At 39.9% G+C, this 23,281-nt stretch carries 21 protein-coding genes; 15 read left to right on the top strand and 6 right to left on the bottom strand.

Annotation, left to right across the window (positions count from 1 at the left end; translation table 11 throughout):
• Positions 1-66 precede the first annotated feature (66 nt).
• From murF to PCY12_RS01170, 15 genes are all read left to right on the top strand, one after another.
• Positions 67-1,440 carry a UDP-N-acetylmuramoyl-tripeptide--D-alanyl-D-alanine ligase gene (murF, locus tag PCY12_RS01240; RefSeq protein WP_301351169.1) on the top strand — a complete coding sequence of 458 codons (1,374 nt, stop codon included), beginning with the start codon at positions 67-69 and terminating at the stop codon, positions 1,438-1,440.
• Positions 1,427-2,038 carry an NUDIX hydrolase gene (locus PCY12_RS01235; RefSeq protein ID WP_301351168.1) on the top strand — a complete coding sequence of 204 codons (612 nt, stop codon included), beginning with the start codon at positions 1,427-1,429 and terminating at the stop codon, positions 2,036-2,038. Before murF ends, PCY12_RS01235 begins: the two co-directional genes overlap by 14 nt.
• Before the next feature lie 90 nt (positions 2,039-2,128).
• Entirely contained in the window at positions 2,129-2,833 is a 705-nt protein-coding gene (locus tag PCY12_RS01230; protein WP_301351167.1) for a TIGR02206 family membrane protein, read from the top strand.
• Positions 2,834-3,051: 218 nt separating this feature from the next.
• A complete protein-coding gene (gene ftsA / locus PCY12_RS01225; protein WP_301351166.1) occupies positions 3,052-4,425 on the top strand; it encodes a cell division protein FtsA in 1,374 nt (457 codons plus the stop codon).
• Positions 4,426-4,441: 16 nt separating this feature from the next.
• The gene (gene ftsZ / locus PCY12_RS01220) at positions 4,442-5,701 is read left to right on the top strand and encodes a cell division protein FtsZ (RefSeq protein ID WP_000144272.1); all 1,260 of its coding nucleotides are present in this window, start codon (positions 4,442-4,444) and stop codon (positions 5,699-5,701) included.
• Positions 5,702-5,705: 4 nt separating this feature from the next.
• Positions 5,706-6,377: a YggS family pyridoxal phosphate-dependent enzyme gene (locus tag PCY12_RS01215; protein ID WP_261149205.1), complete on the top strand. Its 672-nt coding sequence runs from the start codon at positions 5,706-5,708 to the stop codon at positions 6,375-6,377.
• A gap of 9 nt (positions 6,378-6,386) precedes the next feature.
• Positions 6,387-6,926, top strand: a complete 540-nt coding sequence (locus PCY12_RS01210) for a cell division protein SepF (protein WP_301351165.1) — start codon at positions 6,387-6,389, stop codon at positions 6,924-6,926.
• Positions 6,926-7,189: a YggT family protein gene (locus PCY12_RS01205; protein WP_000576513.1), complete on the top strand. Its 264-nt coding sequence runs from the start codon at positions 6,926-6,928 to the stop codon at positions 7,187-7,189. The genes PCY12_RS01210 and PCY12_RS01205 overlap by 1 nt, the downstream gene beginning before the upstream one ends.
• On the top strand, positions 7,186-7,971 hold the full coding sequence (locus PCY12_RS01200) for an RNA-binding protein (RefSeq protein WP_301351164.1): 786 nt from the start codon (positions 7,186-7,188) through the stop codon (positions 7,969-7,971). Before PCY12_RS01205 ends, PCY12_RS01200 begins: the two co-directional genes overlap by 4 nt.
• 8 nt (positions 7,972-7,979) lie before the next feature.
• Positions 7,980-8,861 carry a DivIVA domain-containing protein gene (locus PCY12_RS01195; RefSeq protein ID WP_367316697.1) on the top strand — a complete coding sequence of 294 codons (882 nt, stop codon included), beginning with the start codon at positions 7,980-7,982 and terminating at the stop codon, positions 8,859-8,861.
• A gap of 251 nt (positions 8,862-9,112) precedes the next feature.
• On the top strand, positions 9,113-11,905 hold the full coding sequence (ileS, locus tag PCY12_RS01190) for an isoleucine--tRNA ligase (protein ID WP_301351163.1): 2,793 nt from the start codon (positions 9,113-9,115) through the stop codon (positions 11,903-11,905).
• Positions 11,906-12,406: 501 nt separating this feature from the next.
• Complete coding sequence (locus PCY12_RS01185; RefSeq protein ID WP_301351162.1) at positions 12,407-12,796, top strand: hypothetical protein; 390 nt, start codon at positions 12,407-12,409, stop codon at positions 12,794-12,796.
• A 130-nt stretch (positions 12,797-12,926) separates the two neighbouring features.
• Complete coding sequence (locus tag PCY12_RS01180; RefSeq protein WP_000240129.1) at positions 12,927-13,619, top strand: phosphoglycerate mutase; 693 nt, start codon at positions 12,927-12,929, stop codon at positions 13,617-13,619.
• A 118-nt stretch (positions 13,620-13,737) separates the two neighbouring features.
• Positions 13,738-14,439, top strand: coding sequence for an ABC transporter ATP-binding protein (locus PCY12_RS01175; protein ID WP_301351161.1), 702 nt, complete (start codon positions 13,738-13,740; stop codon positions 14,437-14,439).
• 1 nt (position 14,440) lies between these two features.
• Positions 14,441-17,149: an FtsX-like permease family protein gene (locus PCY12_RS01170; protein WP_301351160.1), complete on the top strand. Its 2,709-nt coding sequence runs from the start codon at positions 14,441-14,443 to the stop codon at positions 17,147-17,149.
• Positions 17,150-17,244: 95 nt separating this feature from the next.
• On the opposite strand, the gene tpx is transcribed toward PCY12_RS01170, so the two are convergent.
• From tpx to PCY12_RS01140, 6 genes are all read right to left on the bottom strand, one after another.
• Positions 17,245-17,736 carry a thiol peroxidase gene (gene tpx / locus PCY12_RS01165; protein WP_301351159.1) on the bottom strand — a complete coding sequence of 164 codons (492 nt, stop codon included), beginning with the start codon at positions 17,734-17,736 and terminating at the stop codon, positions 17,245-17,247.
• Between the two features lie 122 nt (positions 17,737-17,858).
• Positions 17,859-18,788: a metal ABC transporter substrate-binding lipoprotein/adhesin PsaA gene (gene psaA / locus PCY12_RS01160; protein ID WP_000733078.1), complete on the bottom strand. Its 930-nt coding sequence runs from the start codon at positions 18,786-18,788 to the stop codon at positions 17,859-17,861.
• A 31-nt stretch (positions 18,789-18,819) separates the two neighbouring features.
• Positions 18,820-19,668, bottom strand: coding sequence for a metal ABC transporter permease (locus PCY12_RS01155; protein WP_000559787.1), 849 nt, complete (start codon positions 19,666-19,668; stop codon positions 18,820-18,822).
• Positions 19,665-20,387 carry a metal ABC transporter ATP-binding protein gene (locus PCY12_RS01150; RefSeq protein ID WP_070842407.1) on the bottom strand — a complete coding sequence of 241 codons (723 nt, stop codon included), beginning with the start codon at positions 20,385-20,387 and terminating at the stop codon, positions 19,665-19,667. The genes PCY12_RS01155 and PCY12_RS01150 overlap by 4 nt, the downstream gene beginning before the upstream one ends.
• Positions 20,388-20,846: 459 nt before the next feature.
• Positions 20,847-22,040, bottom strand: a complete 1,194-nt coding sequence (locus tag PCY12_RS01145) for an MFS transporter (RefSeq protein WP_301351158.1) — start codon at positions 22,038-22,040, stop codon at positions 20,847-20,849.
• Positions 22,033-23,148, bottom strand: coding sequence for a ThiF family adenylyltransferase (locus tag PCY12_RS01140; protein WP_112443925.1), 1,116 nt, complete (start codon positions 23,146-23,148; stop codon positions 22,033-22,035). Before PCY12_RS01140 ends, PCY12_RS01145 begins: the two co-directional genes overlap by 8 nt.
• Between the last annotated feature and the right edge of the window lie 133 nt (positions 23,149-23,281).

Here is a 23,281-nt window from a genome sequence, read left to right as displayed (position 1 = left end):
AAGCCAGAACCATCACTGCAAGATGATCAGAGTTCTCGGACTTCGACCCTTTTTAAAGGAGTAGAAATGAAATTAACAATTCATGAAGTGGCCCAAGTTGTCGGAGCTAAAAATGATGTTAGCATCTTTGAGGACACCCAGTTAGAAAAGGCTGAGTTTGATAGTCGTTTGATTGGGACTGGAGATTTATTTATGCCACTCAAAGGTGCGCGTGATGGCCATGACTTTATCGAAAGAGCCTTTGAAAATGGCGCTGCTGTAACCTTGTCTGAGAAAAAGGTCGCAAATCATCCCTACATTCTAGTAGATGATGTTTTGACTGCCTTTCAAACCCTAGTTGCCTACTATCTTGAGAAAACGGCTGTAGATGTCTTTGCTGTTACAGGTTCAAATGGCAAGACGACGACCAAGGATATGCTGGCGCATTTACTGTCAACAAGATACAAGGCCTACAAAACACAAGGCAATTACAATAACGAGATTGGCCTTCCTTACACAGTTCTCCATATGCCTGAAGGGACAGAAAAGTTGGTCTTGGAAATGGGGCAGGATCACTTGGGAGATATTCATCTCTTGTCTGAATTGGCCCATCCAAAAACAGCAATCGTGACCTTGGTTGGAGAGGCTCATTTGGCCTTTTTCAAAGACCGTTCTGAGATTGCTAAAGGGAAAATGCAAATTGCAGATGGCATGGCTGAAGGTTCTTTGCTTTTGGCACCAGCTGACTCGATTGTAGAGGCCTACTTGCCAACTGATAAAAAGTTGGTCCGTTTTGGGCAAGGAGCAGAGCTGGAAGTTACCGATTTGGTTGAGCGCAAGGATAGTCTGACCTTTAAGGCTAATTTCTTGGAACAATCCCTTGATTTGCCAGTGACTGGTAAGTACAATGCCACTAATGCTATGATTGCGTCCTATGTTGCCCTACAAGAAGGAGTTTCAGAGGAGCAGATTCGTCAGGCCTTCCAAGATCTTGAATTGACGCGTAACCGTACCGAGTGGAAGAAAGCAACCAATGGAGCAGATATACTATCAGATGTTTACAATGCCAATCCAACTGCTATGAAGCTGATTTTAGAGACTTTCTCTGCCATTCCAGCCAATGAAGGTGGCAAAAAAATCGCTGTCTTGGCGGATATGAAGGAACTTGGTGACCAGTCTGTTCAACTTCATAACCAGATGATTTTGAGCCTTTCGCCAGATGTGCTGGATACCGTGATTTTCTATGGAGAAGACATTGCTGAATTGGCCCAATTGGCTAGTCAAATGTTCCCAATCGGCCACGTTTACTATTTCAAGAAAACAGAAGACCAAGACCAATTTGAAAACCTAGTCAAGCAGGTCAAAGAAAGCCTTGGAGTCAATGACCAAATCCTACTCAAAGGCTCTAACTCTATGAATCTAGCCAAGCTGGTAGAATGTTTAGAAAATGAAGCCAAGTGATTTTGTCAAGTATTTGCAAAGAATGATTGCCATTACAGATACTGGATTAACCTTTACAAAAGATCCGTTTGACCGTGAGCGCTACGAAGACTTGCGAGACCTTTTATCTGAAATGTTGAATCAAGCATCAGACCTTGATTCCGAAGAAGTGGCAGAAGTCTTGAAGCCAACTTCTGCTTATGCAACTCCGTTAATGGACGTCCGTGCTTGGATTGTTGAGGACGAAAAGATTTGTCTGGTTAGGGGACAAGGAGAGGATAGTTGGGCTTTGCCAGGTGGCTTTGGTGAGGTTGGCTATTCTCCAACAGAAAATATTCTCAAGGAAATTGAAGAAGAAACCGGTTTTAAAGCCAAAGTTGAAAGACTACTAGCTGTTTTTGATACCAATCGTTTCCAACTACAGAGTAAACAATATGCAAAGTTTGTTTTTGAATGTAAGTTTCTCGATGGACAATTCCAAGAAAATCAAGAAATTGCAGACCTTCAATTTTTTGCCATTGATCAACTGCCAGCCTTATCTGAAAAACGCATTACCAAGGAGCAAATAGAGATTCTTTGGCAGGTTTATCAAGGTCATAGGGGGCAATATCTTGACTAAGAAGATGATTATCGTATTTCTAAATCCATTTTTGACAAATAGCATGGTATAATAATATGCAGGAAAATTTTGAATTATGAGGAAGACTAGATGAATTTATGGGATATTTTCTTTACGACTCAGGCAAGCGAGCCACCCAAGTTTGATCTTTTTTGGTATGTTAGCCTATTTACGCTCTTAGCCTTGACCTTTTATACAGCCTATCGCTATCGTGAAAAGAAGGCCTACCAACGATTTTTCCAAATCTTGCAGGCAGTTCAGTTGATCCTCCTTTATGGCTGGTATTGGGTCAATCATATGCCACTGTCAGAAAGTTTACCCTTTTACCATTGCCGTATGGCTATGTTTGTGGTGCTCTTGCTTCCTGGTCAGTCTAAATATAGGCAGTATTTTGCATTGCTAGGAACATTTGGGACATTAGCAGCCTTTGTTTATCCAGTGCCAGATGCCTATCCTTTCCCCCATATTGCGATTTTGTCCTTTATCTTTGGGCATTTAGCACTCTTGGGGAACTCTCTAGTTTATCTATTGAGACAGTATAATGCGCGATTGCTGGATGTGAAGGGAATTTTTCTCATGACCTTTGGACTAAATGCCTTGATTTTTGTGGTCAATTTAGTAACAGGTGGAGATTACGGATTCCTGACAAAACCACCATTGGTTGGAGATCATGGCTTAGTAGCTAATTATTTAATCGTTTCTCTGGCTTTGTCGGCAGCCATTACGTTGACAAAGAAAATCTTGGAACTATTTTTAGAACAAGAAGCAGAAAAAATGATTGCAAAGAAAGCTTAGAAATGAGCTTTCTTTTTTCATAAATCTGATTTTTTATAATTTGTTTGGAAAATAAAAAAAGTTGATGAGCAAAAGTGAAAAAATAGCAAGTAAATTTAGGAAAAAACTAAGCACAATTAGATTTTTTGTGTTATAATATTCTGTGAATAGCTATGCCTATGTTTAGCTATGGAATAATACGAAGTGCGAAACTTGGAAGATAGAGAGGATGCGATGTAATGGCTAGAGAAGGCTTTTTTACAGGTCTAGATATTGGAACAAGCTCTGTCAAGGTGCTTGTAGCCGAGCAGAGAAATGGTGAATTAAATGTAATTGGCGTGAGTAATGCCAAAAGTAAAGGTGTAAAGGATGGAATTATTGTTGATATTGATGCAGCAGCAACTGCTATCAAATCAGCTATTTCCCAAGCAGAAGAAAAGGCAGGCATTTCGATTAAGTCAGTGAATGTCGGCTTGCCTGGTAATCTTCTGCAGGTAGAACCAACTCAAGGGATGATTCCAGTAACATCTGATACCAAGGAAATTACGGATCAAGATATTGAAAATGTTGTCAAATCAGCTTTGACAAAAAGTATGACACCTGACCGTGAAGTCATTACCTTTATTCCTGAAGAATTTATTGTGGATGGTTTCCAAGGGATTCGTGACCCACGTGGCATGATGGGGGTTCGCCTTGAAATGCGTGGCTTGCTTTATACAGGTCCTCGTACTATCTTGCATAATTTGCGTAAGACGGTTGAGCGTGCAGGTGTTCAGGTTGAAAATATTATTATTTCGCCACTAGCAATGGTTCAATCAGTTTTGAATGAAGGTGAACGTGAATTTGGTGCTACAGTGATTGATATGGGGGCAGGTCAAACGACTGTCGCTACAATCCGTAACCAAGAACTTCAGTTCACCAATATTCTTCAAGAAGGCGGAGATTATGTAACTAAGGATATCTCTAAAGTCTTGAAAACTTCTCAGAAGTTGGCTGAAGGTTTGAAATTAAACTATGGAGAGGCTTACCCTCCTCTTGCAAGCAAAGAAACCTTCCAAGTAGAAGTTATTGGAGAAGTAGAAGCAGTCGAAGTGACGGAAGCCTACTTGTCAGAAATTATTTCTGCACGAATCAAGCACATCCTTGAACAAATTAAGCAAGAATTAGATAGAAGACGTCTATTGGACCTCCCTGGTGGCATTGTCTTGATCGGTGGAAATGCTATTTTACCGGGTATGGTAGAATTGGCTCAAGAAGTCTTTGGCGTTCGTGTCAAACTCTATGTTCCAAACCAAGTTGGTATTCGCAATCCAGCCTTTGCGCATGTGATTAGTCTATCGGAATTCGCTGGACAATTGACAGAAGTCAATCTTTTGGCTCAAAGAGCAGTCAAGGGTGAGGTTGCTCTGACTCATCAACCAATTAGTTTTGGAGGAATGATTCAGAAAACAGCACAGTTTGTACAATCAACGCCTGTTCAACCAGCTCCTGCTCCAGAAGTAGAGCCGGTGGCGCCTACAGAACCAATGGCGGATTTCCAACAAGCTTCACAAAATAAACCGAAATTAGCAGATCGTTTCCGTGGCTTGATCGGAAGCATGTTTGACGAATAAAGAGGAAAAATAAATTATGACATTTTCATTTGATACAGCTGCTGCTCAAGGTGCAGTGATTAAAGTAATTGGTGTCGGTGGAGGCGGTGGCAATGCCATCAACCGCATGGTCGACGAAGGTGTTACAGGCGTAGAATTTATCGCAGCAAACACAGATGTACAAGCATTGAGCAGTACAAAAGCTGAGACTGTTATTCAGTTAGGCCCTAAATTGACTCGCGGTTTGGGTGCAGGAGGTCAACCTGAGGTTGGTCGTAAAGCTGCTGAAGAAAGCGAAGAAACACTGACGGAAGCTATCAGTGGTGCAGATATGGTCTTCATCACTGCTGGTATGGGAGGAGGCTCTGGAACTGGAGCTGCTCCTGTTATTGCTCGTATCGCCAAAGATTTGGGTGCTCTTACAGTTGGTGTTGTAACACGTCCCTTTGGTTTTGAAGGAAGTAAGCGTGGACAATTTGCTGTTGAAGGAATCAACCAACTTCGTGAGCATGTAGATACTCTATTGATTATTTCAAACAACAACTTGCTTGAAATTGTTGATAAGAAAACACCGCTCTTGGAGGCTCTTAGCGAAGCAGATAACGTTCTTCGTCAAGGTGTTCAAGGAATTACCGATTTGATTACCAATCCAGGATTGATTAACCTTGACTTTGCCGATGTGAAAACGGTGATGGCAAATAAAGGAAATGCTCTTATGGGGATTGGTATCGGTAGTGGAGAAGAACGTGTTGTTGAAGCAGCGCGTAAGGCAATTTACTCTCCACTTCTTGAAACAACAATTGATGGAGCAGAAGATGTGATTGTCAACGTAACTGGTGGTCTCGACTTAACCTTGATTGAGGCAGAAGAGGCTTCACAAATTGTGAATCAAGCAGCAGGTCAAGGAGTGAACATCTGGCTCGGTACTTCAATTGATGAAAGTATGCGTGATGAAATTCGTGTAACAGTTGTTGCAACGGGTGTTCGTCAAGACCGCGTAGAGAAGGTTGTTGCTCCACAAGCTAGACCGACTACTAACTACCGTGAGACAGTGAAACCAGCTCATTCACATGGCTTTGATCGTCATTTTGATATGGCAGAAACAGCTGAATTGCCAAAACAAAATCCACGTCGTTTGGAACCAACTCAAGCATCTGCTTTTGGTGATTGGGATCTTCGCCGTGAATCGATTGTTCGTACAACAGATTCAGTTGTTTCTCCAGTCGAACGCTTTGAAGCCCCAACATCACAAGATGAAGATGAATTGGATACACCTCCATTTTTCAAAAATCGTTAAGTAAATGAATGTAAAAGAAAATACAGAACTTGTTTTTCGAGAAGTTGCAGAGGCTAGTCTGAATGCTCATCGAGAGAGTGGTTCAGTCTCTGTCATTGCAGTTACCAAGTATGTAGATGTACCGACAGCGGAAGCCTTGCTTCCGCTAGGTGTTCATCATATCGGTGAAAATCGTGTAGATAAGTTTCTGGAAAAATATGAAGCTTTAAAAGATCGAGATGTGACTTGGCATTTGATTGGTACCTTGCAAAGACGTAAGGTGAAAGATGTCATACAATTTGTCGATTATTTCCATGCCTTGGATTCCGTCAAGCTAGCAGAGGAAATACAAAAAAGAAGTGACCGAGTCATCAAGTGTTTCCTTCAAGTAAATATTTCTAAAGAAGAAAGTAAACACGGATTTTCGAGAGAGGAACTGCTGGAAATCTTGCCAGAGTTAGCCAGACTAGATAAGATTGAATATGTTGGTTTAATGACGATGGCACCTTTTGAGGCTAGCAGTGAGCAGTTGAAAGAGATTTTCAAGGCGACTCAAGATTTGCAAAGAGAAATTCAAGAGAAACAAATTCCAAATATGCCTATGACCGAGTTAAGTATGGGAATGAGTCGTGATTATAAAGAAGCGATTCAATTCGGTTCCACCTTTGTTCGTATAGGTACAGCATTTTTTAAGTAGGAGAGAACCATGTCTTTAAAAGATAGATTCGATAGATTTATAGATTATTTTACGGAGGATGAGGATTCAACGATTCCTTATGAAAAAGGAAATGAACCCGTGTTTACTCCAGTAAATTCTTCACAGGAACCGACTCTCCCAATGAATCAACCTTCACAGTCTGCTGGTGCAAAAGATAGCAATATCACCAGACTGCATACACGACAACAGGAATTGGCAAATCAGAGTCAGCGTGCAACGGATAAGGTCATTATAGATGTTCGTTATCCTAGAAAATATGAAGACGCAACAGAAATTGTTGATTTATTGGCAGGAAACGAAAGTATTTTAATTGATTTTCAGTATATGACAGAGGTGCAGGCTCGTCGTTGTTTGGATTACCTGGATGGGGCTTGCCATGTTCTAGCTGGAAATCTGAAAAAAGTAGCTTCTACCATGTATCTGTTGACACCAGTGAATGTTATTGTCAATGTAGAAGATATTCGTTTACCAGATGAAGAACAAAATGGTGAGTTTGGCTTTGATATGAAGCGAAATAGAGTACGATAATGATTTTTTTAATTCGTATGATTTATAATGCAGTGGATATTTACTCCCTGATTTTGGTGGCCTTTGCTGTCATGTCTTGGTTTCCAGGCGCCTACGAATCAAGTTTGGGGCGTTGGATTGTAGCATTGGTAAAACCAGTGCTTGCTCCCTTGCAACGCCTGCCTTTACAGATAGCGGGTCTTGATTTATCTGTTTGGGTTGCGATTGTTTTGGTTCGATTTTTAGGAGAAAACCTAGTGCGTTTTCTGGCGATGATAGGATGAATAAAGGGATTTATCAGCATTTCTCCATAGAAGATCGTCCATTTCTTGACAAGGGAATGGAATGGATAAAGAAGGTAGAAGATAGCTATGCTCCTTTTTTAACTCCTTTTATCAATCCTCATCAGGAGAAGCTATTAAAGATTTTGGCCAAAACTTATGGTCTTGCTTGTAGCAGTAGTGGGGAATTCGTCTCGAGTGAGTATGTTCGGATTTTATTATACCCAGATTATTTCCAACCAGAATTTTCAGATTTTGAAATATCTCTCCAGGAAATTGTGTATTCCAATAAATTTGAACAGTTGACGCATGCTAAAATTTTAGGTACAGTCATCAATCAATTAGGGATTGAACGGAAACTTTTTGGAGATATCCTAGTAGATGAAGAACGGGCGCAGATTATGGTCAATCAGCAATTTCTTCTTCTCTTTCAAGATGGATTAAAGAAAATTGGCCGTATACCCGTTTCGCTGGAGGAACGTCCTTTCACCGAGAAAATAGATAAGATAGAGCAGTACCGAGAGCTGGATTTATCTGTGTCTAGTTTTCGATTAGATGTTCTTTTATCAAATGTTTTGAAACTATCTAGGAATCAAGCAAACCAGTTGATTGAGAAGAAACTTGTCCAAGTAAATTATCATGTGGTAGACAAATCAGATTACACTGTTCAAGTTGGAGACTTGATTAGTGTGAGAAAATTTGGTCGCTTGAGATTACTTCAAGATAAGGGACAAACGAAAAAAGAGAAGAAAAAAATAACCGTCCAGTTATTATTAAGTAAGTGAGGAATAGAATGCCAATTACATCATTAGAAATAAAGGACAAAACCTTTGGAACTCGATTCAGAGGCTTTGATCCAGAAGAAGTCGATGAATTTTTAGATATTGTGGTTCGTGATTACGAAGATCTTGTTCGTGCGAATCATGATAAAGATTTGCGTATTAAGAGTTTAGAAGAGCGTTTGTCTTACTTTGACGAAATGAAAGATTCATTGAGTCAGTCTGTATTGATTGCCCAAGACACAGCTGAGCGAGTGAAACAAGCGGCACATGAACGTTCAAACAATATCGTTCACCAAGCAGAGCAGGATGCCCAACGCTTGTTGGAAGAAGCTAAATATAAGGCAAACGAGATTCTTCGTCAAGCAACAGATAATGCTAAGAAAGTTGCTGTTGAAACAGAAGAATTGAAGAACAAGAGCCGTGTCTTCCACCAACGTCTCAAATCTACAATTGAGAGTCAGTTGGCTATTGTTGAGTCTTCAGATTGGGAAGACATTCTCCGTCCAACAGCTACTTATCTTCAAACCAGTGATGAAGCTTTTAAAGAAGTGGTTAGCGAAGTACTTGGAGAACCGATTCCAGCTCCAATTGAGGAAGAACCAATTGATATGACACGTCAGTTCTCTCAAGCAGAAATGGCAGAGTTACAAGCTCGTATTGAGGCAGCCAATAAAGAATTGGCTGAATTTGAAGCTCAGGCTAAACAGGAAGTGGAAAATCCAACTCCTGTAGTGAGTCCTCAAATGGAAGAAGAGCCTGCTCATCCAGTTGGTCCAATGTACGAAGAACCAGAAGTAGCTCCAGTACATCCTTTGGCTCCAACACCAGCTACAGAAACGTTTGATTCAGCACCAGGATTTGAAGCACCGCAAGAATCCGTTACAATTTTATAAGAAATATTCTGAGAACAATATCTTATCCTTATATTTCCAGCGAGCAGGAGATGGTGTGAGTCCTGTAATCCCTATTGATAAGATTATCCTCTCAAAAACTCAAGTCTGAAGCTAGTAAGATTTGACGTTCCCCACGTTACGGGATAAGAGGAAAAAAGCTGAGTCTTTTTTCGAATAAAGGTGGTACCACGATTTTCGTCCTTTTTGGCAGTCGTGGTTTTTAATTTGTTATTATTTATAAAGGAGATACCATGAAACTCAAAGATACCCTTAATCTTGGGAAAACAGCTTTCCCAATGCGTGCAGGCCTTCCGACCAAAGAGCCAGTTTGGCAAAAGGAATGGGAAGATGCAAAACTTTACCAACGTCGTCAAGAATTGAACCAAGGAAAACCTCATTTCACCTTGCATGATGGCCCTCCATACGCTAACGGAAATATCCACGTTGGACATGCTATGAACAAGATTTCAAAAGATATTATTGTTCGCTCAAAATCTATGTCAGGTTTTTACGCACCATTTATCCCGGGTTGGGACACTCATGGTCTGCCAATCGAGCAAGTTTTGGCAAAACAAGGTGTCAAACGTAAAGAAATGGACTTGGTTGAGTACTTGAAACTTTGCCGTGAATACGCTCTTTCTCAAGTAGATAAACAACGTGAAGACTTTAAACGTTTGGGGGTTTCTGGTGACTGGGAAAATCCATATGTGACTTTGACTCCTGATTATGAAGCAGCCCAAATCCGTGTATTTGGTGAGATGGCTAATAAAGGTTATATCTACCGTGGTGCCAAGCCAGTTTACTGGTCATGGTCATCTGAGTCTGCCCTTGCTGAAGCAGAGATTGAATACCATGACTTGGTTTCAACTTCCCTTTACTATGCCAACAAGGTAAAAGACGGAAAAGGTGTCCTAGATACAGATACTTATATCGTTGTCTGGACAACGACTCCATTTACTATCACAGCTTCTCGTGGTTTGACTGTTGGTGCAGATATTGATTACGTTTTGGTTCAACCTGCTGGTGAAGCCCGTAAGTTTGTGGTTGCTGCAGAATTATTGACTAGCTTGTCTGAGAAATTTGCCTGGGCTGATGTTCAAGTTTTGGCAACTTACCGTGGTCAAGAACTCAACCACATCGTAACAGAACACCCATGGGATACAGCTGTAGATGAATTGGTGATCCTTGGTGACCACGTTACCACTGACTCTGGTACAGGTATTGTCCATACAGCCCCTGGTTTTGGTGAGGACGACTACAATGTCGGTATTGCTAATGGTCTTGAAGTCGCAGTGACTGTTGACGAACGTGGTATCATGATGAAGAATGCTGGTCCTGAGTTTGAAGGTCAATTCTACGATAAGGTTGTACCAACTGTTATCGAGAAACTTGGCAACCTCCTTCTTGCCCAAGAAGAAATCTCTCACTCATACCCATTTGACTGGCGTACCAAGAAACCAATCATCTGGCGTGCAGTACCACAATGGTTTGCCTCAGTTTCAAAATTCCGTCAAGATATTTTAGATGAAATCGAAAAAGTGAAATTCCACTCAGAATGGGGTAAAGTTCGTCTTTACAACATGATTCGTGACCGTGGTGACTGGGTTATCTCTCGTCAACGTGCTTGGGGTGTTCCACTTCCTATCTTCTACGCTGAAGACGGTACAGCAATCATGACTGCTGAAACGATTGAGCATGTAGCTCAACTCTTTGAGGAACATGGTTCAAGCATTTGGTGGGAACGTGATGCTAAGGACCTTTTGCCAGAAGGATTTACTCATCCAGGTTCACCAAATGGTGAGTTCAAGAAAGAAACAGATATCATGGACGTTTGGTTTGACTCAGGTTCATCATGGAATGGAGTTGTGGTAAACCGTCCTGAGTTGACTTATCCAGCAGACCTTTACCTAGAAGGTTCTGATCAATACCGTGGTTGGTTCAACTCATCACTCATCACATCAGTTGCCAACCATGGCGTAGCACCTTACAAACAAATCTTGTCACAAGGTTTTGCCCTTGACGGTAAAGGTGAGAAGATGTCTAAATCTCTTGGAAATACCATTGCTCCAAGCGATGTTGAAAAACAATTCGGTGCTGAAATCTTGCGTCTCTGGGTAACAAGTGTTGACTCAAGCAATGACGTGCGTATCTCTATGGATATCTTGAGCCAAGTATCTGAAACTTACCGTAAGATCCGTAACACCCTTCGTTTCTTGATTGCCAATACATCTGACTTTAACCCAGCTCAAGATTCAGTAGTTTACGATGAGCTTCGTTCAGTTGATAAGTATATGACGATTCGCTTTAACCAGCTTGTCAAGACCATTCGTGATGCTTATGCAAACTTTGAATTCTTGACAATCTATAAGGCATTGGTGAACTTTATCAACGTTGACTTGTCAGCCTTCTACCTTGATTTTGCCAAAGATGTTGTTTACATCGAAGGTGCTAAATCATTGGAACGCCGTCAAATGCAGACTGTTTTCTATGACATTCTTGTGAAAATCACTAAACTCTTGACACCAATCCTTCCTCACACTGCGGAAGAAATCTGGTCATATCTTGAGTTTGAAGCTGAAGACTTTGTTCAATTGTCAGAATTGCCAGAAGCAGAAACATTTGCTAATCAAGAAGAAATCTTGGATACATGGGCAGCCTTCATGGACTTCCGTGGACAAGCTCAAAAAGCCTTGGAAGAAGCGCGTAATGCAAAAGTTATCGGTAAATCACTCGAAGCACACTTGACAGTTTACCCAAATGAAGTTGTGAAAACTCTACTCGAAGCAGTAAACAGCAATGTAGCACAACTTTTGATCGTGTCTGAATTGACCATCGCAGAAGGACCAGCTCCAGAAGTTGCCGTTAGCTTCGAAGATGTAGCCTTCACAGTTGAACGCGCTGCAGGCCAAGTATGTGACCGTTGCCGTCGTATCGACCCAACAACAGCAGAACGCAGCTACCATGCCGTCATTTGTGACCACTGTGCAAGTATCGTAGAAGAAAACTTCGCGGACGCAGTCGCAGAAGGATTTGAAGAGAAATAAGGTTGAAAAGTCTAGGAAAAACTCAATTTGAGAAGAAAAGACAACTAATTTTATAATCTATAAAACGCATTGTATCACGTTTTTGAACACCTGATACGATGCGTTTTTATTTATTTTGAAAATTTGTGAGGTGTGACTTTTTATAGTAGATTGAAATAAGATATGAACAAATTGGCTAGGAAAGTTAAATTAATTTCTAAAAATGTTTTAGCAGCTGTAGTGTACTGTTTTAGTTTCAATCCACTATACTTAACACAAATCAAAGAGAAAGTTAGCAAGATAACAGCAGTAAGATAAAATACGAATTTGATATTTCGGATAGGATTGGTAAATTTTGTAACATTTTTACAACAATAAATTTCTAGAGTGGTTTTTAATTTCTGAACAGTATTATATTTTATTTCATATTATACAAATTTTTATTTTATAAAATCAGAAAATACTTTTTTTAGCAAATATGATACAATTTTATTTGAAAAAAAATAAAAAGGAGATTTTATTATGAAATCAAAAGCTTTAGCACTTTATAGTGGTATTGTTGGTTTAGTAGGTGGACTCTACTTGCTTATTGCCCCATTTCTTTTACTAGCAGTATTTGTGAGTACAGCTGCTACAGCAACAGCTACACAGAGTCCTGAATTAACTGCATCTACAACAGTTGCAGGAGTTTTACTTCCAACCGTTTTAAAAATTGCTATTTTAGTTTTAGGAATTGTTGCGATTGTATACTATAAGGGAGAAAGTCGTGTTGGTTCAGCTCCTTCTGTCCTATTAATCGTAGGCGGCGCGGTAGGTTTGATTCCAGTATTAGGATGGGTAAGAGGAATCCTAGCAATTATCGGTGGTTCACTATTTTTAGGAAGTCTCAAAAAATTCAAAGTTGAAGGATAAAAAATAAGGAAAAGGATTGCCAAACAGTCCTTTCCTTTTGGGTTTTGACTAGCTTTTTTGTGAAAAATTGTGTAAAATAGAATAGATAAACGAGGGGAAACCTCGGAAAATTTAAAGGAGAATCCATCTAATGGTAAAATTGGTTTTTGCTCGCCACGGTGAGTCTGAATGGAACAAAGCTAACCTTTTCACTGGTTGGGCTGATGTTGATTTGTCTGAAAAAGGTACACAACAAGCGATTGATGCTGGTAAATTGATTAAAGAAGCTGGTATCGAATTTGACCAAGCTTACACTTCAGTATTGAAACGTGCTATCAAAACAACTAACTTGGCTCTTGAAGCTTCTGACCAATTGTGGGTTCCAGTTGAAAAATCATGGCGCTTGAACGAACGTCACTACGGTGGTTTGACTGGTAAAAACAAAGCTGAAGCTGCTGAACAATTTGGTGATGAACAAGTTCACATCTGGCGTCGTTCATACGATGTATTGCCTCCAAACATGGACCGTGATGATGAGCATTCAGCTCACACTGATCGTCGTTACGCTTCACTTGACGATTCAGTTATTCCAGATGCTGAAAACTTGAAAGTGACTTTGGAACGTGCCCTTCCATTCTGGGAAGATAAAATCGCTCCAGCTCTTAAAGATGGTAAAAACGTATTCGTAGGAGCTCACGGTAACTCAATCCGTGCCCTTGTAAAACACATCAAAGGTTTGTCAGATGACGAGATCATGGACGTGGAAATCCCTAACTTCCCACCATTGGTATTCGAATTCGACGAAAAATTGAACGTCGTTTCTGAATATTACCTTGGAAAATAAAAAATTATAAGCCTAGGATTGATTTCTAGGCTTTTTGTTTTTGTTCCCAGTTTCCAACTAGTTGAAAAAGCGTTATAATGGTAGTAGGAAGTAATTTGTTTGAGAGAGGGTGGGTCTGATGGCTTATATTGAGATGAAACACTGTTACAAGCGTTATCAGATTGGGGACACGGAGATTGTGGCCAATCGTGATGTGAATTTTGAGATTGAAAAGGGTGAATTGGTTATTATTCTAGGTGCGTCTGGTGCAGGCAAGTCAACGGTTCTTAACCTTCTTGGGGGAATGGATACCAATGACGAGGGGGAAATCTGGATTGATGGGGTCAATATTGCAGACTATAGTTCCCACCAGAGGACCAATTACCGCCGCAATGATGTCGGTTTTGTTTTTCAGTTTTACAATCTAGTTTCCAATCTAACTGCTAAGGAAAATGTGGAACTGGCTTCTGAAATCGTGACGGATGCCTTGGATCCTGAGCAAGTCTTGACAGATGTAGGTCTGACTCATCGTCTTAATAACTTTCCAGCCCAGCTGTCTGGAGGGGAGCAACAGCGAGTCTCCATTGCACGCGCGGTAGCCAAAAATCCTAAAATCCTCCTTTGTGATGAACCGACTGGAGCCTTGGATTATCAGACGGGCAAGCAGGTTTTGAAAATTCTCCAAGATATGTCTCGTCAAAAGGGAGCGACGGTGATCATCGTGACTCATAATGGAGCTTTGGCGCCCATTGCTGATCGCGTGATTCATATGCACGATGCCAGTGTTAAGGATGTGGTGCTCAACCAGCATCCTCAGGATATCGACAGTTTGGAGTACTAGCATGATCAAGCGAAAAACCTATTGGAAGGACTTAATTCAGTCCTTTACAGGCTCTAAGGGGCGTTTTTTATCCATCTTGACCTTGATGATGTTGGGATCTTTAGCCTTAGTCGGTCTCAAAGTGACTAGCCCCAACATGGAGGCGACAGCTAATGCTTATTTAACAACTGCTCAAACCTTGGATTTGGCAGTTATGTCTAATTATGGTTTGGATCAAACAGATCAAGAAGAACTAGAACAGATAGAGGGCGCAGAGGTTGAGTTTGGCTATTTGACAGATGTGACTATGGAGAATGGGCAGGATGCCATTCGGCTGTACTCCAAATCAGAGCGAATTTCAACCTTTCAGCTAAGAGAGGGACGACTTCCTCAGTCAGACAAGGAAATCGCCTTGGCAAGTCATTTGCAAGGCCAATATCGTGTGGGACAGGAGATTAGCTTTAAAGAAAAAGAAGGTGGTCATTCCTCTTTAAAAAATCATACATATACCATTACTGGTTTTGTGGATTCAGCTGAAATCCTCTCCCAGCGAGATATGGGCTACGCAGCAAGTGGAAGTGGGACTCTGACAGCCTATGGGGTGATTTTACCTAGTCAGTTTGATCAGAAAGTCTACAGTATAGCTCGTTTGAAATATCAAGATTTAGCAGGTTTAAATGCTTTCTCAGCAGCTTATGAAGAGAAATCCAAGCAACATCAGGAAGATCTAGAACAAGCTTTGTCAGATAATGGCAAGGCACGTCTGCAACTCTTGAAAAAAGAAGGACAAGAGTCTCTAAACAAAGGTCAAGAGACCCTTGACAAGGCTGAGACTAATTTGCAGGAAGGCAAGCGTCGTTTAGTAGCTGCTCAAGCTCGTATACAGGCTCAAGAAAGTCAACTAGCCTTGCTGCCTCAAGCCCAAAGAGAGCAGGCCCGTGCTCAACTTACCCAAGCCAAGCAGGAATTGAGTAAGGAAGAGGACAAACTAAAGCAGGCTGAACAAAATTTAGCCCAAGAAAAGGAAAAGTTAGAAAAACATCAGCAAGTCTTGGATGATTTGGTTGAGCCCAAGTATCAAGTCTATAATCGTCAGACCATGCCAGGTGGTCAGGGCTACCTCATGTACAGCAATGCTTCAGCTAGTATTCGGGCAGTGGGCAATATCTTTCCTGTAGTGCTTTATGCCGTAGCGGCTATGGTGACCTTTACCACCATGACTCGTTTTGTGGATGAAGAGCGAACTCATGCAGGGATTTTTAAGGCTTTGGGTTATCGTAGTAAGGATATTATCGCTAAATTTCTCCTCTACGGTCTAGTGACTGGGACTGTCGGAACAGCTCTAGGTAGTATACTTGGCCATTATTTACTAGCCAGTGTGATTTCAAGTGTCATTACAAAAGGCATGGTGGTGGGAGAAACCCAGATTCAGTTCTATTGGACCTATAGCTTACTGGCTCTTGTCTTGAGTTGGTTGGCGAGTGTGTTACCAGCCTACTTGGTAGCTAGTAGAGAACTTCATGACGAAGCAGCCCAGCTTTTACTGCTTAAACCTCCTGTTAAAGGAGCTAAAATCTTACTGGAGCGTCTCAGTTTTATCTGGCGCCGTCTCAGTTTTACTCATAAGGTAACAGCTCGAAATATCTTCCGTTATAAGCAGCGGATGTTGATGACAATCTTTGGTGTGGCAGGTTCTGTAGCTCTGCTCTTTGCAGGTTTGGGAATCCAATCCTCTGTAGCAGGAGTTCCGTCTAGACAGTTTCAACAAATCCAACAGTATCAAATGATTGTCTCTGAAAATCTTAGTGCGACCAATCAGGACAAGGCAAATCTAGAAGAAGTCTTGAAAGGGCAGGATATCCAAGCCTACCAGAAAATCTATTCTAAAACGCTAGACAAGGATTTCAAAGGTAAGGCTGGTCTTCAAACTATTACCCTTATGATGACAGAGAAGGAGGATTTGACGCCCTTTATCCATCTGCAACATCATCAGCAAGAACTGACATTAAAAGATGGCGTCGTTATTACAGCTAAACTTGCCCAGCTGGCAGGTGTCAAGGTTGGGCAGACTTTAGAAATTGAAGGTAAGGAACTAAAGGTCGCTGCTATTACTGAGAACTACGTTGGTCACTTTATTTATATGAGTCAGGCTAGCTATGAGCAAGTTTACGGACAGGTGCCGCAAGCTAATACTTATCTGGTTAGGCTAAAGGATTCTAGTGCGCCTAGTATTGAAAGACTGGCCGGCTTGCTTATGAATCAAGCTGCGGTGTCCAGCGTTGTCCAAAATGCTTCAGCCATTCGACTCTTTGACTCGGTCGCAAGTTCACTCAATCAGACCATGACCATCTTGGTCATCGTATCGGTTCTGTTGGCTATTGTTATCCTCTACAATTTGACCAATATCAACGTGGCTGAGAGAATCCGTGAACTCTCCACTATCAAGGTTCTCGGTTTTCATAATAATGAAGTCACCCTCTACATTTACCGTGAGACGATTGTGCTGTCCCTTGTGGGAATCGTACTTGGTTTGGTATCTGGTTTCTATTTACACCAATTTTTGATTCAAATGATTTCGCCTGCGACTATTCTCTTTTATCCACAGGTAGGCTGGGAAGTCTATGTAATCCCAGTGGCAGCAGTGAGCACCATTTTGACCTTGCTTGGTTTCTTTGTCAATTATCATCTGAGAAAGATTGATATGCTTGAAGCCTTGAAATCTGTAGAGTAAGGTAGTTGTTTTTATCAGATTGGACTTGTATTTACTGGTAATCAAAAATCCTCCGTTTCAAAGAGCAGGGAACTCTTTGTGACAGAGGATTTTTTTTATAGGGCTTTAGCAGCTGCAATTGCGGCTTCGAAGTTTGGCTCAGAATTGATATTGTCCACGTATTCAACGTAGCGAATAGTATTGTCGGTATCGAGGACAAAAACTGCGCGTGCCAATAGGTGCCATTCATTGATTAAGAGGGCATAGTCACGTCCAAAGGACTGGTCGAAATAGTCTGAGAGCATGATGGCATTTTCAATACCTTCAGCACCGCACCAACGTTTTTGGGCAAAAGGTAGGTCCATAGAAACAGTCAAGACGACTGTATTATCCAGTCCAGCCAGTTCTTGGTTAAAACGACGCGTTTGAGTTGAGCAGATACCTGTATCGATAGAAGGCACGACACTCAAGACTTTTTTCTTACCGTCAAAATCAGCTAGAGATTTTTTAGAAAGATCAGTTGCAGTGAGAGAAAAATCAAGTGCCTTGTCGCCGACTTGTAGTTGTTTACCTGTAAAGCTCACAGGATTTCCGAGAAAAGTTACCATAGGATACTCCAATCTTTTTTTCTTCCATTTTAGTTGAAACGGTCAGAATTTTCCAATGATTTGACCGGAAATATGGGCATAGAAAAAACGTCGATTCAAGAAGAATGACGTTTTGAAATCTATTATTTAGCTAAACCTTCAGCAATCTTATCAAGGTTGTATTTCATCATGTTGTAGTAGCTGTCGCCTTCTTTACCTTGTTCTGCGATAGAGTCAGTAAAGATTTGTGCATAGATTGGGATATTTGTGTCTTGAGAAACAGTTTTCATTGGACGGTCATCCACACTTGATTCTACAAAGAGTGAAGGAGTTTTTGTTTGGCGAAGTTTTTCAACCAAGGTCTTGATTTGATCAGGTGTTCCTTCTTCTTCAGTGTTGATTTCCCAGATGTAGGCACTTGGGACACCGTAGGCTTTAGAGAAGTATTTGAAGCATCCTTCGCTGGTTACGATGAGTTTTTTCTCAGCAGGGATGTTGTTAAATTTCTCTTTAGCTTCCTTGTCAAGCTTGTCTAGTTTTTCAGTATATTCTTTGAGATTTTTTTCGTAGAATTCCTTGTTGCTAGGGTCTTTAGCGCTCAATTGTTTTGCGATATTTTTAGCAAAGATCATACCGTTTTCAAGGTTAAGCCAAGCGTGTGGGTCTTCTTTGCCTTTTTCGTTTTGGCCTTCAAGGTAGATAACATCAACGCCTTCGCTGACTGCAAAGTAGTCTTTGTTTTCAGTTTTCTTAGCATTTTCTACCAATTTTGTAAACCAAGCATTGCCACCTGTTTCAAGGTTGATCCCGTTATAGAAAATCAAATCAGCTTGAGAAGTTTTCTTAACGTCTTCAGGAAGTGGTTCGTATTCGTGTGGGTCTTGACCAACAGGAACGATACTGTGAAGATCAATCTTGTCACCAGCAATATTTTTAGTAATATCAGCGATGATTGAGTTTGTAGCAACAACTTTTAGTTTTTGACCAGAAGCTGCATCTTTTTTTCCACTAGCACATGCTACAAGAGCGATGACGGAAAGAAAGAGAACAAGTAATGTACCTAATTTTTTCATTAGATCCTCCAATTTATTGGGGTTTTGCCCCTTATTTTAACAAATGTTTATTTTTCAGTTTCAAATATCGTTGTTTTGGAGCGATAAAGAAGCTAATGAGAAAGAAACTAGCAGCTGTGAGCACGATACTAGAACCTGCCGCAACGTTAAAGCTATAGCCGATAAAGAGTCCCAAAACTGAAGCAGTAGCTCCAAAGGTTGAGGAAAGGAAAATCATGCTTTTCAGGCTATTAGCATACAGATAAGCAGTTGCAGCTGGGGTAATCAGCATGGCTACAATCAGGATAGTTCCGACACTTTGCATGGCTGTCACAGACACGAGAGTCAGGAGTACCATGAGAAGGTAGTGATAGAAATTGACAGGCATTCCCATGGCTTTGGCCAAGAGTTCATCAAAGGAAGTTATCAAGAGTTGCTTGAAGAAAATCCAGATTAACAAGAGAATGACTGCTCCCACACCCATAGTAATAAACATATCCGTATCTTGGACGGCCAGGATATTACCAAAAAGGATATGGAAAAGGTCAGTTGAACTTTTAGCGACACTAATCAAGATGATACCGAGGGCTAAGAAAGAAGAAAAGGTAATGCCGATGGCGGTATCGCTTTTGATAATCGAGTTTCCCTTGATGTAGGTAATGATGATGGCAGCTAGCAGTCCAAAGACAATGGCTCCGATAAAGAAGTCAAGGCCCAAGATGAAGGAGAGGGCTACACCTGGTAAGACAGCATGTGAAATGGCATCTCCCATGAGTGACATCCCGCGTAGAATGATGAAACATCCTACAGCTCCAGCTACGACCCCTACGACAATGGCTGTTATCAAGGCATTTTGTAAGAAATGGAATTTTTGCAATCCATCGATAAATTCTGCAATCATAGGTCACCTCCATTGAAAAAGAGTCGATTACCGTAAGCTTCTTTGAGATTGGCTTCGGTAAAGGTTTCTTTGGTTGGACCAAAGGCAATCACTTCTCGATTGACAAGCAAGACTTGATCGAAGTAGTGGGGAACCTTGCTGAGGTCGTGGTGGACGATGAGAACCGTCTTCCCAGCTTTTTTCAGATCTCTCAGCGTATTCATGATGATTTCCTCACTGACAGAGTCAATCCCAACAAAGGGTTCATCCAAGAGGATATAGTCGGCTTCCTGTACCAAACATCTGGCAATCAAGACCCGCTGGAATTGACCTCCAGACAGTTGACTGATTTGCCGTTCAGCGTAGTCAGCTAGACCGACGATTTCAAGGGCTTCTTGCACTTTCTTCCAATGTTTAGCCTTTAAACTGCGAAAGAGAGGGATAGAGGGAAAGAGTCCTAACGAGACACATTCCTTGACCTTGATGGGAAAGTTGTAGTCGATATTGATTTTTTGTTCGACATAGGCAATTCGGTGTAAGGATTTTTTAACTTCCTTGTCATCGAGAAATGCCTGACCTTGATGTGGGATAATTCCCAGCATCCCTTTTAATAATGTTGATTTTCCAGCACCGTTAGGACCAATGATTCCGGTAATTGTTGGTCCTTGGAGCACTAGTGAAATATCCTTAAGTGCCAACGTTTCTTTGTAGGAGACACTGAGGTTTTCGATACGTATCATAAACTTGTATTCCTCCTAACTCTTAATATACCTTAAAAAAAAAATTAAGTCAAGTTAATTTTTGAAAAAATTAAAATAATAACTGAAAAATCTTTACCAAAATCTTTACACATTACGCAAGGAAATCAATATATAGTGGATTGAATCTGGAATAGTCCACCGAGTTTTTTAAAACATTGTTAGAAATTGGTTTGAATTTCCTAATCAATTTATCCTGTTTTTAGTTTATTTTGATATATATTTAGTAGGAGGTCTAATAAAACGCATAATCTCAAGGTTTACACACTGATATTATGCGTTTTTATGATTTTAAAGATTCTTTAATTAGATTTAGTATCTGTACTTCAAAAAGTATTTTAATCTATCTATGGAGAAGCCCTTAGTTTACTCTTTGATTTTTATTGAGTATGAGCGATTCTTTGATGAATTATTTTGAATAAGTATATCACACTTTAAACATCAATAGTTTTTACTTTTGGTTAATGGACTAAAGTAACTAAATCCCCCTGCAAGAAATCTTATAGTACCTGCTAATATTAGAATACTTATGATAGTTAAGTTATGTGAAACAAGTATTCCTCCAATGTATGCTCCTAAGGGGATAGAAGCAAATGAGATCATTCTAGTAATACTAACAACACGTCCCAACATTTCTTTTTTGACAACTTTTTGTCGTAACGTAAAATATGTAATGGCATTGATATTGCCAAACATATTACTCAAACCTAAGAATACTCCCATATATATATAGTTTGTGTTAATTGATAGCAACATAGTAGATAGACCAGCTAGCATTGTACTGATGGAGAGGATTTTTCCATATCTAAACTTTTTAATTAATTCAGGGGCAAGAATAGCACCTAATATAGCTCCTACACCAGCTATTGAGAGTATTAATCCATAGTGAAAGGAGGTATAGCCTAGAACATCTGTAATATAGTAAACTAAGTTGGCCTGAAATATATGAATGGCAAAGTTTGTTCCAAAAAAAAGAATAGCTCCACTTAGGATGATTTTATCATTTTTTACATAGTGCAAACCAATAGATATTGTTTTAGAAAGACTCTCTTTTTTAGAGATATTTACTAGTGTATTTTCTGGAGTTTTTATGAAGAGAATTAATACGCTGGCAATTAAAAAGGTAAGAGCATTGACCCATAAAACTTTAGCTGGATTAATAAGTAATAGAACAGATCCACTAATCATAGGACCAATAAGATTTAATGTATTGTCAATAAGTTGGATTCCTGAATTGGCTTTTGATAGCTGATTGTCTGTCACAATCTGTGGTAACAAGCTTTGAAATGCTGGGTGGACTAATGGCTCTGTAGAAGAGAGCAGGAAGGTTAAAATATAAATTAAGAGTAAGAGTATATTATCATTTTTAAAAGATATTATTAGCAAACTTAGAATGACTAATGAGATTAAATGACATATTGAGATGATATATACTTTTTTGAATTTATCTGCTAATATACCTCCTACTAGAGAAAATAAAATCCATGGTAAAAATGAAATACCGTATAGAGTAGCCATATGAAATGGAGATCCTGTTTTCTCAAATACTAGCAAAGGTAGAGCTAATTTTCTTAGCCAATCACCAAAGTTGGATACAAGAAATGTTAGCCACAATATTTTGTAATTTCTATTCAATAATATTACCTCCACGACAGGTTATACAATTGGGATCTATATGCCAATGCTCGGCTATTTTTGTAGTCATTGTATTCATATCTATGGATTTTAATTGGCCTACAGTAGTTAATTCACCGATACCAGTGATATATTTTGTAACTTCTGAACAAATGATACCAGTTGCTACAGATACTAGAGGAGCTATGGCAGTATTGTCACCAACTAAGTTTAAACGAGTTCTTTCTTCAAGGATTAGGTGAGAAATAGGGTGTTCTTTTTGGATAGTATTTCTCCAACAATCAATGCATCCAGATATTTTGGGAATAATAGTATATTGCAAGGCTCGTTGTGCTTCTAAACCTGCACAAAATAAAGGAATATTCAGCTTTACTATAGCTTCATTTACCCATCTTGCTAGTTTGACTTTAGGTCTATCCGCAACTAGTATTAAGCAATCAAATCCACGGAATGATTCAACAACATCTTCAGATGAATTGATTTTCTTTTCCTCAACAGTAAATTTTATTTGAGGATTAAATTCATAGATGCGTTGTTTTGCTATACTTGCTTTACTCTTTCCTATATCATCAAAGTTATATAAAATTTGTCTATTTAAATTAGATATATCAACGACATCAAACTCAACAGCTTTTATTTCTCCTATACCTAAGCCAGCTAAGTCATATATAATGTGAGAGCCTAATCCGCCTAATCCAATAATTCCAATTTTTGAATCAATTAATTTTTTTTGAGAAATATATTTATTTTCACTTAAAGTTGCGTAAGATGAAAAAAAGTTGATGTTTCTGTGATAACGTTCTAATTCATACTTGGATAATATTTTAGAACCAGTAAGATTTAAATCCTCGATAAATCGTTCTTTACTGATTTCATCAATAGCTTCCATTACATCAGATGGTGATAGTTCACTGTAGGTTTCTGAAACTTCTCTTATGATTTTTTCGACGGTATTAATTCCATCCATTTTTTTGAGCATGTATTCAATAGCTCCGCTAGGGTCTTCATATTCTGTAATTTCTCCAAACCCACCTATATAGACCGATCCGTCTTTATATACTACTGGGTAAGCCTTTTTTAGTTTTGGACGAGCTTTTAGTAGATCCATTATATCTCCTTATATCAATTAAAAGAAAAGGTAACTAGAGAAAGTCTAGTTACCAGCCTCGGTGAAGAAAGTATTACTATCCTTCTACTGCGATTCCTGCAATACTTGCAGAATGAACACGTTTTTGCTTAAG

The sequence above is a fragment of the Streptococcus sp. SPS1 genome (assembly GCF_030439915.1).
Lineage (GTDB): Bacteria > Bacillota > Bacilli > Lactobacillales > Streptococcaceae > Streptococcus.
This window is presented reverse-complemented; position numbering and strand designations above follow the sequence as displayed.